15 protein-coding genes and 1 pseudogene are annotated in these 12973 nt (G+C 39.1%); 1 reads left to right on the forward strand and 15 read right to left on the reverse strand.

The features are described from left to right. Positions 1-46: 46 nt before the first annotated feature. The 14 genes and pseudogenes from NDM98_RS09445 to NDM98_RS09515 form a co-directional block, all read right to left on the reverse strand. On the reverse strand, positions 47-400 hold the full coding sequence (locus NDM98_RS09445) for a flagellar protein FlaG (protein ID WP_251606745.1): 354 nt from the start codon (positions 398-400) through the stop codon (positions 47-49). 97 nt (positions 401-497) lie between these two features. Next, positions 498-722 (reverse strand): carbon storage regulator CsrA, encoded by a 225-nt coding sequence (csrA, locus tag NDM98_RS09450; RefSeq protein WP_251609056.1) that lies wholly within the window; start codon positions 720-722, stop codon positions 498-500. After that, entirely contained in the window at positions 722-1168 is a 447-nt protein-coding gene (fliW, locus tag NDM98_RS09455; RefSeq protein ID WP_251606748.1) for a flagellar assembly protein FliW, read from the reverse strand. Before fliW ends, csrA begins: the two co-directional genes overlap by 1 nt. Positions 1169-2062: 894 nt before the next feature. Then, positions 2063-2626, reverse strand: coding sequence for a DUF6470 family protein (locus NDM98_RS09460; RefSeq protein WP_251606751.1), 564 nt, complete (start codon positions 2624-2626; stop codon positions 2063-2065). A 9-nt stretch (positions 2627-2635) separates the two neighbouring features. Then, positions 2636-3793, reverse strand: coding sequence for a flagellar hook-associated protein FlgL (gene flgL, locus NDM98_RS09465; RefSeq protein ID WP_251606754.1), 1158 nt, complete (start codon positions 3791-3793; stop codon positions 2636-2638). 16 nt (positions 3794-3809) lie between these two features. After that, complete coding sequence (gene flgK / locus NDM98_RS09470) at positions 3810-5486, reverse strand: flagellar hook-associated protein FlgK (RefSeq protein ID WP_251606757.1); 1677 nt, start codon at positions 5484-5486, stop codon at positions 3810-3812. An 18-nt stretch (positions 5487-5504) separates the two neighbouring features. Then, a complete protein-coding gene (locus NDM98_RS09475) occupies positions 5505-5999 on the reverse strand; it encodes a flagellar protein FlgN (protein WP_251606760.1) in 495 nt (164 codons plus the stop codon). A gap of 9 nt (positions 6000-6008) precedes the next feature. Beyond that, positions 6009-6272, reverse strand: coding sequence for a flagellar biosynthesis anti-sigma factor FlgM (gene flgM / locus NDM98_RS09480; protein ID WP_251606764.1), 264 nt, complete (start codon positions 6270-6272; stop codon positions 6009-6011). Between the two features lie 27 nt (positions 6273-6299). Beyond that, positions 6300-6710 (reverse strand): TIGR03826 family flagellar region protein, encoded by a 411-nt coding sequence (locus NDM98_RS09485; protein ID WP_251606768.1) that lies wholly within the window; start codon positions 6708-6710, stop codon positions 6300-6302. Between the two features lie 24 nt (positions 6711-6734). Continuing rightward, complete coding sequence (locus NDM98_RS09490; RefSeq protein WP_251606776.1) at positions 6735-7166, reverse strand: ComF family protein; 432 nt, start codon at positions 7164-7166, stop codon at positions 6735-6737. A 275-nt stretch (positions 7167-7441) separates the two neighbouring features. Further along, on the reverse strand, positions 7442-9682 hold the full coding sequence (gene fakB / locus NDM98_RS23990; RefSeq protein WP_307728763.1) for a fatty acid kinase binding subunit FakB: 2241 nt from the start codon (positions 9680-9682) through the stop codon (positions 7442-7444). A 14-nt stretch (positions 9683-9696) separates the two neighbouring features. Beyond that, on the reverse strand, positions 9697-9873 hold the full coding sequence (locus NDM98_RS09505) for a DegV family protein (protein WP_251606783.1): 177 nt from the start codon (positions 9871-9873) through the stop codon (positions 9697-9699). Between the two features lie 127 nt (positions 9874-10000). Then, positions 10001-10708 carry a response regulator transcription factor gene (locus tag NDM98_RS09510; protein WP_251606786.1) on the reverse strand — a complete coding sequence of 236 codons (708 nt, stop codon included), beginning with the start codon at positions 10706-10708 and terminating at the stop codon, positions 10001-10003. A 78-nt stretch (positions 10709-10786) separates the two neighbouring features. Next, positions 10787-11897, reverse strand: a pseudogene (locus NDM98_RS09515) (sensor histidine kinase). A 270-nt stretch (positions 11898-12167) separates the two neighbouring features. On the opposite strand from NDM98_RS09515, the gene NDM98_RS09520 reads away from it, so the two are divergent. Continuing rightward, a complete protein-coding gene (locus NDM98_RS09520; RefSeq protein ID WP_251606789.1) occupies positions 12168-12815 on the forward strand; it encodes a YigZ family protein in 648 nt (215 codons plus the stop codon). On the opposite strand, the gene NDM98_RS24625 is transcribed toward NDM98_RS09520, so the two are convergent. Beyond that, the gene (locus NDM98_RS24625) at positions 12808-12972 is read right to left on the reverse strand and encodes a pyroglutamyl-peptidase I family protein (RefSeq protein ID WP_373370368.1); all 165 of its coding nucleotides are present in this window, start codon (positions 12970-12972) and stop codon (positions 12808-12810) included. The two genes, NDM98_RS09520 and NDM98_RS24625, sit on opposite strands and share 8 nt — an antisense overlap. Between the last annotated feature and the right edge of the window lies 1 nt (position 12973).

Genomic DNA, 12973 nt, shown 5'->3' on the forward strand with positions numbered 1-12973 from the left:
ATTTAGCCGGCCGCAAAAAAAGAGAGCAACGTTCAATTCGCTCTCATCACACTCTTTCATCTACAATTAATCCTGCGTTTTTCAACATTGAGGCTACCATATCCAAAAATTCTTCAGGTGGGATCTCTTTTACTACTTCTTTCGTCTGAAGGTCCACCACTTGCACATATATACGATCCAAATCCTTATGCATGTTAAATTTAATAGAGGTTGGTGTTGTACTAAGTAGATCATTCATACTCTCAATCTGGTTCTCTACATCATTTAGTGCCTTTTCTTGATTACCGAATGGCGGTTTTGGATCAAACTGTCCAACTGGCTTTTGTTGGTGATTAGCTTTGACTACCGCTTGAGCACGATTTACGTCAGGTATTGTTGGTGAAGTTGGTTGAATGTCCATAATATTCTCCTCGTCGTTTAAATTTGCAAATGTCTTGTTCTCATCTCATTGACTTTATCGGCAAAAGAAACAAAAAGGTGAAGAATCATGTATCTACTTATAGCTTAGGAAGTACTTCTTTTAATTGGTCAAATGAAAATTCATTTACTGCCTCTGCATTTTCTTGTTGTATTGTTATATAAATTTCTTTTCTATGAATATCAATATGACGTGGCGCTTGAATTCCAATTTTAATCTGATCGCCTTCTATAGCTAAAATTGAGATCTCAATATCTTCTCCAATTTGGATATGCTCATTTTTCTTACGTGTTAATACAAGCATCATTTAACCTCCTTCTGGTGCACTGGCTTAAAGATGGCATGTTTTGTATGGTAGATCGATTCATTCGTGAATACTTGCTTTCCAATTTTTGAATGAGTATTAACAATAACTGGCGCCTGTAAGTTTGCAGTTGTTTGTTCAAATGGATCTTGAACGGTCAACAGCACATATACAGCAACATCTTCTTCTTTCTGTATCTTTAATTGTTTAATCGTTGAATCAGAAAGCTCTAACTGGTAATCCGGAATATATTGAAATGGAGACACTGTAATAAAAGCTACTTCAGGTTTCTCTGTTGACTGTAAAACAAAAAACGGAGTTCCTTCATCAAAAGGTAACAGTACGTATTTTTTTTGATCCTCAAAAGCAGGAAGACCTGCTGGAATTATAATCTGTTCATTTTCATGAATCGAAATCTCACCAAAGTATTTAGAGTGAATGTTCATTTATCTCATCCTTTTTAGACATGTTTTCTCTTAAGTATAGGGAGTTCCGCACTGATGAATCAAGAAAAATCATTACTTTTTCTTTTTGAATTGTAAATAGAATTGAACCCGAAACAAAAAATGTATATTTTTTCGAAAAAGTTGAAGGGTTTTGGCGGCTTATGTAGAAACTATTACTATAGCCCTGCATAAATCGTAATTCCAAAGGAGTATACCTCGTGTCAAAATCCCCACTATCAAACCAAAAACTACATTGTACGTATTTAACCTGGCATACTCCAAGTTCAATCTATTCATATGAGGCAATGCCGATTTTGACTGGCGAAAGGTTAGAGCCCTCACTCGCAGACTACTATTATGAACACTCCCAATTATTGATTCAGTGTGAACAACAAGAAAACTCTCTGCAGGCTCTAGTTCATGTAAAAAAAGACTTTTATCATCGTCCACAATTTATTCATAGTCTGTCTAAAGCTTTTTCCTCATTAGACAGAGTCAACTCTCAACTCATAAATTTTTGTGGAATTATCATCTACGACCCAGTCCATTGCATAAACATTAAAACCTTTAATCAAGTTGCCAATACTAGTCAGATTTGCGAATTCAGTGTATACCCATTTTCCCTCTACAAATGCTAATAGCGAATCAACGCCACCTGATTCGACGTTATCTTTTGAGAGGGTGATAGGTAACGCTAGGTATCCTTATATGTTTGATAACTTACAGGTTGAAGCCGAAGCTGCTTACGAAGTTGCATCAAATTTTTATCTTTCCATCCTCTAGGGCCTGTAAGTTGCAGTAGTCGTCCGAATTTAATTTTTTTAATATTCTTCATACTCGGACATCGGTTTGAATAGAAGAAAAGCAGCCGTTCCCGCGGCTGCTTTTTCACATTCAAGAACTCGTCTCTACTGAGAAGGAGAGCGAGGGCTTTTGCATCGTATAAGTATTCACGTTCCATTTAGGTATACCAATTTTTACAGGGTGTGGTGTTGCATTAATCTCCATTTTGGCAGTTGGAGCCTGAATATCAAGTCTGCCTGGCTGCACTTGAATGCGCACTCGATCAATGGAATGTGGCATATACGCAATATTGCTCATTGCAGGCATCTGCTGACTCTTTTGCTGAGCCAGTTGAGCGACCGTCACTCCTCGCTCTATTTTTGCAAGTTGATTGCCTTCTTCTGCCTTTGAACCAGCATATTGTTGAACGGAAGCACGTCCCTTTGCCGCCCAATCTGCCGCTAGCTGTGTAACACTTTTTAAATTCGCCTCAGCAAATGCTTTTGATTGGTCGATATATAAGCTTGCTGCCTCTTGACTGATACTGAGATAATCTGAACCGCTTTTACGAATAGAGAGGTCCGCTGCACCTTGATCTATGTTCATTGGAGGGCGCACAGACTGCATACCGATCTTAGCATCTGTTGAATGAATGTGAACTTGACTTGTGATCATCGGACTAGCTTACCTTAAAAAATCCATAAGGGACGGCTGCATAATTCGGGCACCTGAAGCAAGCGCAACTCGATTAACATTTTCCGCCATAACCAAGTTCATGATAGTTTCTTCTATATCAACATCTTCATTATTCGTCATCATTTTTTTCAAATTAACGTCTTGATCTTCAAGTCTTGTGACCATCATGTCAATTCGATTTAGACGAACACCCACTTCAGAGCGCTCCGAGACAAACGTTGCGTGGTGATTATCAATGTCCGTAATATAACCAGAGAGGTCGCTACCTGTTGTGTTTGGATCCTTTAGTGCCGCTTCTAATCGAGTGATATCCCCAAAAAGAGAAGCAGAAAAGAGATCACTACCTTGAACATTAACAGGGATCTTAATGCCTTTGTTCACCTCTATTGTAACGTCCTGTGTATTCTGAGATACTGCACGATTTTCAATAGTTGCTACTTGACTCAGTTCTACGTTTGTTGAAATTCCTCCAGCTTCTGGACTGGTAAATGTAACTGTCGGTCCATCATCCTCTGTGGTACGAATCGTCAGTAGAACTCGATCCTCTTCGTCAATGTTCTCTCCAAATTGGCGCACATCCTGAAAGGTGAATTCACCATTTTCTCCCTCAAGATAGCGGAAATTCTGCCCATTATATACAATGGTGAAATCTTCGGGAGCCGCTCCTCTCTCTAGTGGACCAACCCCTGCCTCCATAATGGCATCCTTCATAATCGGTGCTTTATCTGTGTTTGCTCCGTTAAACAAATACCGATTATCTACCTTCGAATTGCCTAAGTCTTGCATATATTGTTTCAGTTGACCAATTTCCTTGGCTATATTTTCTCGTTGACCTTCATCATATGTATCATTTGATGCCTGCACAGCAAGTTCAGAGATACGTTTTAAGATCTGAGAACCCTGATCTAGTACACCCTCTGAATGGTCGAGCCAGTTCTGGGCTTCACTAATATTTCGTTTAAATTGACCTATTTCTGATGAAGCCTGACGATGTTGAAGACCTTTCATCGCAATAACCGGGTCCTGTGACACTCGCGTAATCCGTTTACCTGTTGTTAACTGGTCTTGCAGCTTGCCTAGTTGGTTATACCCTTGGTTAATATACCTCATCGTGTTAGCTGATAGCATTTGTTGAGTGACTCTCATTATTCAACCTCCTCTCTTATCGTCCTACTACACCCATACCATTAATGATTCGATCCAACATTTCATCTGCAACCGTAATACTTCTTGCTGCTGCGTTATAAGCATGCTGGTATTGAATCATCATTGTTAATTCCTCATCCATAGAGACGTTGCTGACTTCTTGGCGTCTGCTATCAATTGAGAATAAGAGTAAATCAGAATTTACATAGTTTTGTGCTGCTTGTTTCCCTTTGCTACCCATTTGACCAACAAAATCGCGATAAAAAGTTCCGATTTGTTTTGATTCCGTACCAAATGAAACTTTTACATCCCTTATCTCTGAGATTAATTGAGCATTTGTATGGTTTCCAGTTATCGCTTTTGGTGTTCCATCTTTAAAGTTGTTATCATTCGAAAGAAAAGCTTGGATGGCCGTATAATCAAGTGGACTCTGCTTAAGTAACTCCTGATACGCTGTTTTATCAACAAGCGAATCTAGATTTACCCCTAGTGAAGCAATGTTATCTGTGTTAGCCAAAATCTCTTCATTTACCGTAAGAGAAAAAGGAATTCCATCATCTGAGAAAGTAAAGAAATCTCCACCTAACTCCATTTGTCCACCTGCATTTGGTTCCTTATATCCAATGGAATGAACGGCATTTACTTCACGAGCAAAAGCCTGCGTCACATCTTTTAGTTGATTTAAAGCCCACACATAATCGCCTTCAATTGAATTTGGATCGGTGCTGTCCTCTAAATAACCAAATGCTTTTATTAATCCGGACCATTCCCCTTTAGCAAGATCACCTGCGTCAAGGGTTGTTGTTTCTGTGCCTTTTGTTACAGTCATACTCGAAACCTCTTCAAAATCGGAATCATTATAATTAATGGAGAAGGATGCTACGTTAGAAGGATCGTTGTACGTGACAAGTTCCGTTCTTGAACCGTCTGCTCCACGCATCGTGATAGTCGCAGCACCCTCTGCTACCTTGCTAGCTTGTCCACCACTTGGTGATCGAGTAACCGTTATATCAATTAAATTTGATAGCTGATCTATTAAAGCATCCTGTCTATCATATAAATCATTAGGTACATATCCATGAGGTTCAACACCACGTATTTGCACATTTATTTCATTAATCGAGTCCAAAAGAGAATTAATTTCTCTTTGTGTAGCATCTATCTCTTCTTTAATTTGTCCTCTTGTTTCAACTAAATCCCGTGCCACACTATTAAAGCTTTCAGCAATGGTGTTTGCTTCTTCTTTTAAGACGCTTTTGCTTTCTTTTCCAGATGCAAGATCACTCCATGCATTCCAGAACTGATTCAATTGTTTTGAGATATTACTTGATTGTGCTTCAGATTCAGGCGTTTTAAAGGATTCGTTAAAAATATCCTCCATACGTTCAAAGCTTTTATAAGAAGCATGCCAAAAACCTGAATCGGCTGCTCTGCTACGAAATTGTACGTCCAAAAACTGATCTCGTATACGTTGAATTGAACCACCCTCAACACCAGTTCCAATTTGACCAGGGATGGATGGTTGGTTCATTCCAGCAGTTGGAAAGGCAGTGGTCGGGTTTAGGTTCACCCTTTGTCGTGAGTAACCTTGTGTATTTGCGTTGGCTATATTATGGCTTGTTGTTTGTAAGCCATAACGCTGAGCATTAATTCCACGTCTGGCCGTTTCTAATCCAAAAAAAGTTGATGACATGCGTGCCTCCTTATTTCTCTAAGCTTTTGAATCAAATAATGATCGTCCGATTCCTTTATCTGAACCTTGATGATCTGCTGTATATTGAAAATCTTCAGCTGACGGCGCCAATAAATCGAGTGAAACATGAACATACTGAAGCGCATCCTGAATGAGTAGTTGATTTTGATCATTTTTAGCTTTTACCTGAAAGACTAATTCAGTTAACTCATTATATACATCGGTTAAAAGCGATTTTTCTTCACCATTAATTTGGTCAAGCACCATAGAGAAGGTATGCTGATCAGTTGGTAGATCCTTTGAATCAAGCAGGTCGGTTACCGCTTTCATACGAATTGATTCCGTCACCTGCATTCGATGAACAAGCTTTGTTTCATTCCGAACAAGCGCTTCAAGTTCTATTGTGTTTTGTTTAATCAAACATTCTTTTTTCTGGTCAGCTAACTGGTTTAACTGTTCATGTAAGTCAACCAGTTCAGTCATAGTAGTTACGAGATGTTGTGTAGACATCATAATCCTCTCCTACTGTTTCCAATAATCATAGAATCTCTCTGCTGTTTTTTTAGCATTCACTTGATATTCACCAGACTCTATTTGTTTCTTAAGTTCTTCTACTCTCGCCGCTCTTTTTGCATCTTCTTGTTTGCTTAATTGCAAATCAAGGGCTTCAGATGATATTTCGATCTTATCTTTTTTTTCTTTAGAAGTCATAAGCTCCTCTTGAGACGACGGTTTTGTTCGTGGTGATGACGCCGACTGGATCGTTGAGTATGGATTAATTTTCATTTAATTTCCCTCTCTTTCCTTATTCGATCAAAGAAACTGATTTAATCGGCTCTGCGTTGCTTGTTTATCGGTTACTTCTTTATCTTGTGGCTGTTTCCCTTTTAGAGAATCCAACTCTTCCTCTAATTCACGTTTACAAGTAGAACAGATTCGGTTCATCTGTATCATTTTTCCACAGGACTCGCATGGATACCCCAGGTTTGGAAAGGATGTTACTATGAGTCGTCCTTCACGAATAAATTGACGAACCCGGCGCTCCTCTACTTCTGTATGTTCACATACATCCAGTAAGGTAGCCATTCTATTTTTCTTTTGCCTCATGTATAATGAAACCTTTTTATAGTCTTCTTCCTGCTTGCGATAACAGGAGGTACATAAAGGACGAAGAGTCTGAACAAACAAAGACCCGCATTCCGAACAGTTCGCTAACTCACCCATGAATACCTCTCCCTTACTTACATCTTACCTGGCTACGGTCAAAGATGCGACCGTTTGTGCACCTGCTTTTTTTAATGTTTTAGCGGCTTGTCGCACGGTTGTGCCTGTAGTATAAATATCGTCTATTAACACTACTTTATTTAATAGGTCTTTTTCAGCGATTTCTTCTACATAAAAAGGACTATCTTGAACAAGCAAGATCCGATCGTTTCTTGATTTTTTGCTTTGTTTTTCTCGATCAATTCTACCTAATGTCATGGTGTTACACCTCCAACTTTCTATCAACAATTCGACTTGATTAAATTCACGTTCTTCTAAACTTCTTTCACTTAAAGGTATTGCTGCTACAGTATATTCTTGATAATGTCGTTGGTATTGTTTATAGAGGATTGAAGAAAAATATCGTGCAGCTACAGCATCGCCATTAAACTTAAATTGGGCAAACCACTCCTTCAAAAACTCGTTATAAAAAAGCAAGGAGTAGTTTCTCTCAAGTAGATCTTTTGTCTCAACCCTTTTGTCCCATCTAATACAATCAAAGCATAGACTATCCTTTTGTAGTCGTTTGCTTAGTTTGTCTAACGAGCGTGAGCAGGAAAGACACCTCGGACCATTAATACATTCTATTTTCTCCTCGCACTTATAACAGAGGTAGCTTGGTTGTTTATTCATCAGAATGTGAGACCAGCTCGGCCGTTCATAAAAAGAATCCAAACACTTTAAACAGCGTGTCATGCTTGCACCTCTTCCTCATTCATTTTCCTAATGTGATTGATTGCAGCTTGCATAGCTAAGGTCTTACCATAATGAAAAAACACAGCATCTCCTGTTGGTGCCAAATGATCTCTGCCTACTCTTCCGGAAATTTGCACAAGTGCTGATTCCGTAAACAAATCTGCTTCTGCACCGAGTACCGCAATATCCACTCGTGGAATCGTAATACCTCTCTCTAATATGGTCGTTGTGATAAGCAGCGGCAATCTAGCCGCTCTAAACGATTCAATATGCGTATGTCGATCTTCTGATGCTGAATGAACCGCCGCATGACGAATCTGGTGTGTCGTTAATACAGCTGATACTTGATCAAGAACATAGATGGAAGGTACAAAGAGCAATGCTGGTGTTCTTTGATTAACATGTTCAATAATCCATTGCATCACGACTTTTGGTACCCTCTCTTTTTGTAGCGCTTTTTTCCAGTTTCCACACCAAACCATTCGTGGAACAGGAAGGTCATACCCATGATAACGCCTTGGAATACGCACAACTCTAAGGTTCGCCTCATTTCTTAATTCCTTTGAAGGCGTGGCGCTAAGATAAACCTCACAAGCATCCGTTTTCTTAGCTTGCAACACACCATACTTTAAACTTGGATCAAATGTATACGGAAAGGCGTCGACTTCATCCACAATCACAACATCAAAAGCTTGATAAAATCGCATCACTTGGTGAGTGGTGGCCAAAATGAGGGGAGCAGACGTATCTTCTTTTGTATGTCCGCCGTACAACGCAGCCTGTTTGACTTCAGGAAAGGCTTTTTTAAACCGGGGAGCTAGCTCTTTGACTACATCTGTTCTAGGTGTGGCTAGAAGTACTCTCTTTCCTGCTAATAAGGCGGCCTCAATACCATGAAAAAGTACTTCTGTTTTTCCAGCTCCACATACTGCCCAGACTAAAATCGAAGAATTCTCTTGAATAGCTTTTATCACTTGATTAGAGGCATTACTTTGCCCTGTTGAGAGTGTACCTGTCCATTGAAGGGGTTTAGAAGGAATGACGTACGTTGGAGTTGGAGCTTTCCATGTATAGAGACGTGTCGTGGAGGAGATTTTACCAAGTGCTAAGCAGTGACGGCAATAGTAGATGTGTTCTTGTTTAAGAGGTGAGTTGAATCGGCCAAATAATGAGGGGTCTTTGTTGCCACAGCGTTTGCACATATGATGAGGAGAACTTGTGAGACCTTGAGTGTGTTGAATGTATCCGGCAAGTTCATGTTCTTCGAGGATACTTTGAGGAAAGGGGATTTCTTTTTGTGTGAGCCTACGGCCGGCTAAAAACCGGCGTAGAGGCTCCCATGGTACGTTTACTAGTTTATGATCAGGCAAAGACTTCACACTCCTAAATACATGGTTACTGCAGCAGATCCCAATGCTACCTTCTCCTAGATGTGTACCGATTACTGGCCCAAAGAAACTGATAGAGATCGGGATATCTGTGTGTATCCCTTTAAGCATTGATACTATTTCCTGTGCTTTTTCTATACGGTTTGCATGAATAACGGTTATTTCTGTTACTTTGCGAGAGTCTGCATCCTCTTTTAACAGATCAAAGATTCGAGAGAGTGCTTTTTTCTCTGTACGTACTTTTTCATAAGGGACAATTTCTCCTTCAACAAATTGAAGGATCGGCTTGATTTTTAACATATTGCCTACGATTCGCTGTGCACCACTTAATCGTCCACCACGGTGCAAATGATTCAGATCATCCACCATAAAATACGCCATCACACGTTGTTTAAGATCTTGTAAATGCTTGATAATCTCTGCTGCTGTTTGTCCGTCTCTTGCTAGCCGCGCTGCCTCTAAGACAAAATAAGATTGAGGCGCACAGCTTATTTCGGTATCAAACCCTAAAATCTCGACACCTTCCACCATATCATCAGCACTAAGAGCTGTTTGGTACGTTCCACTTATTTTAGATGATAAGTGAATCGAAATAATTTCTTCATATCCGTCCTTCGCCAATGATTCAAATAACTGGACAAAGTTCCCGATTGCCGGCTGTGAAGTAGTTGGTAACACTTCATTTGCTGCCATCTCTTGATAAAATTGCTCCGTGCCTAAATCAACTAGCTCTTGATAGGCTTCGTTCCCTATTACTACATTTAGGGGAATGATATGAATATCTTGTTCCTTAGCGGTTTCATCCGATATGTATGCGGTACTGTCTGTAACAATCGCTGTTTTTTTCATAAGGTTCCTCACTTTTAATGTAACTTTGCTGCCATCTCTTGATAAAATTGCTCCGTGCCTAAATCTACTAACTCTTGATAGGCTTCGTTCCCTATTACTACATTTAGGGGAATGATATGAATATCTTGTTCCTTAGCCGTTTCATCCGATATGTATGCGGTACTGTCTGTAACAATCGCTGTTTTTTTCATAAGGTTCCTCACTTTTAATGTAACAATGTTAATCTCTTCCTAATGTACCGTGATTTTAGAATAGATTCAAGACAATCAATAATAAAAAGAGAGAATCCATTTAAATAAATGAATTCTCTCTCAATCATTACCTAACAACCACATAACCTTTTTTAATGGCTTCGACTACTGCTTGCGTCCGGTCGTTTACGTTCATTTTTTGTAAGATGTTACTTACATGGTTTTTAACGGTCTTTTCACTTATATATAATGTTTCGCCAATTGCTCGGTTACTTTGGCCATCCGTCATTAATTGTAAGACTTCACATTCACGACGAGTAAGGATGTGCAAAGGCTTTCGGTATTCTACTTCTCTAAAACCAATCGATTCCTCATGCTCCTCATCTTCTTTTGCAAGTCGACGATATTCTTTAATAAGATTATGCGTAACCTTTGGATGGATGTACGCACCACCAGAAGCGACAACCTTCACAGCTTCAATAAGTGCTTCGGCATCCATTTCTTTTAATAGATAGCCTGAAGCTCCCGTTTTTAAGACGTGAGTCACATAGGTCTCGTCATCATGAATTGAGAGTATGAGAACTTTAACATGAGGAAATGCTTTAACTAGATCTCTTGTTGCCTCTACGCCATTCAGCTTAGGCATATTAATATCCATTAGAATAACATCAGGACTATGTTGTCTCACAAGTGAAACCGCATCGGCTCCATCTTCTCCATCCGCTACCACTTCAAAGTTATTTTCTAAAGCAAGAATTCGTTTAACACCTTCTCTAAAAAGTTGGTGGTCATCAATGATGACTATACGTATGTTCTTTTGTTCTGTTTCATTCAATGGTATCACCTCTCTGAAAACCAGTAATAGTAGTTGTTTTAAATAGCATGCACTTTTGTGTATATTCTTGTTGGTGTGTTAGTTAATTGGAATATGAATAAAAACAGTCGTACCAACCTTTAACTTCGAATGGATTTTCAACTCACCTTTTAACATATTCACTCGTTCTTTCATTCCTAGTAAACCAAATGATCCTTCCACTTGTTGGGAAGTATCAAAACCTTTGCCATCATCTCTAATAATCATTATAACCATTGATGGTTTGATTTCAATTTTCACTTGTATTTCTTTCGGTTCAGCATGCTTAGATGCATTCTGAACCGCTTCTTGAACGAGGCGGAACATTGCAACTTCAAATTGTTGGGATAATCGATGTTCTCGTCCAAAATGGCGAAAGATAACAGGAATGTTATGACGTTCTTCAAATGTAGTTAAGTACTTTGATAACGTTGGTACAAGGCCTAAATCATCCAATGCCATTGGGCGAAGATCATAAATGATTCTTCTGACCTCAGCAAGTGATGCTTTCACCATTTTTCTTAAATCCCTAATTTCAACAAGCGCAGCATCCATACCATCCTCCAAGAAAACTCGTTCAACAAGCTCAGAACGGAGAAGGACATTTGCCATTGTTTGTGCCTGGTCCATCATGAATTTCCCTAGAGAGTCTTCTTCGCTCTTCTTCTTGCGCCTCGATAATCTGTAAGCCAAATGCCTGTTTTTCTCTGGCATCCTTAAGAGCTTCGCCTACTTGTTTCAAATCACTCGTTAAGAAATTGTACACAACCGTCATTTGAACAGCCAGTTGCTCGGCATGTTCAATGGTTTCATTCAAATTAATTAATCTTCTTTCAATATCATCTCTTCTCTCTCTTAATTGCATTTCCTCTTGTTGCAGAACAGCTAATTGAACTTGATATTCATTTGCCTGCTCATATACTGCTCTAACTTCTTCACTACTATATCGGTTAAAAGCGCGACTAACTTCAGCTAATCGATTCCTGGCAAATTTAGAGTGCATCTCTGTTTTATCATGCTTCTCAATAATGTCAGCTACTTTAATCCGAACATCCTTTAACTGACTTTGGAGTGTTTCATATTCCTGTCTGGATGTTTCTCCAATATCAAATATTTTTTCCCGGCTTGTCCCAACCGAGTCCAAAGTATGAGTAATAATGTCATCTAACATATTTTTGTTTGCAATCAGTAGTCTCACTCACCTTTAACGCTTTAAAGGAAAATCTAGGACCTATTACCCTCCCACTTTCCTTGCGCCCTTCTACTTTATTGGCTATCCTAATCATACAACACTAAAGTAACTAGTCGTTTTATTAATTTTTCCCAAAAATCGATTATATTAGTCTTTATCTAGTCGTTTTAACAGTGTTATCGTAACAGACCATTATTACATAGGGATTTCGCCTATTTGTAAAACTATGAAAAAAAGAGGAGAAGTTATATGCAACCTAGCCATTTAACGATAAATGATAACGGGACACATGAAATAATCATTCAAAAGTCTCGTTTTATTTCACACTTCAAGCACACAACAACAGAAGTAGAAGCACAGACCTTTATCTCAGAGATAAAAAAACAGTTTGCTAGTGCCAATCATAATTGCTCAGCCTATGTCATTGGGGAGAATAATGATCTGCAAAAGGCAAATGATGATGGCGAACCATCTGGTACTGCAGGTGTTCCAATGCTAGAAGTCTTAAAGAAAAGAAACGTACGAAATACGACTGTTGTTGTCACTCGTTTTTTTGGCGGAATCAAGCTTGGCGCCGGTGGACTTATTCGTGCATATAGTCGATCTGTAAGTGATGGGATGAATGCTGTAGGTCTTATTCAGCGACTACTCGTTAATGAAATTTCCATTACATTTGAGTATGGCTGGTTAGGAAAAATGGAGAACGAACTCAGACAATCCCCTTATCCAATTAAATCATTTGATTATGCTGAAGCAGTGCAAGTTGTCCTATACATCCAGCCTAAGGACTTACAAACGTTTAAAGAATGGATAACTGATTTAACCAGTGCACAGGTAGTTATAAAAGAAGGCTCTAAGACCTATCTTGACCTAGACTTCCCAACAACCTCTATTTAAGTTGAGTAATCATAATCCGGACTGCCTTTTCCATTTCTTCATATGAAAGGCTTGGATTTTTAGAGTGAAGACTCATCTCATGAGAGAATGGTATATGAACAAAACCTGCCGGGATATCTAACTCCCTCTGTTTAAGGGAATGGAGCATGCTATACATC

It is taken from the genome of Alkalicoccobacillus plakortidis (assembly GCF_023703085.1).
In the GTDB taxonomy this organism is placed as follows: Bacteria; Bacillota; Bacilli; order Bacillales; family Bacillaceae_D; genus Alkalicoccobacillus; species Alkalicoccobacillus plakortidis.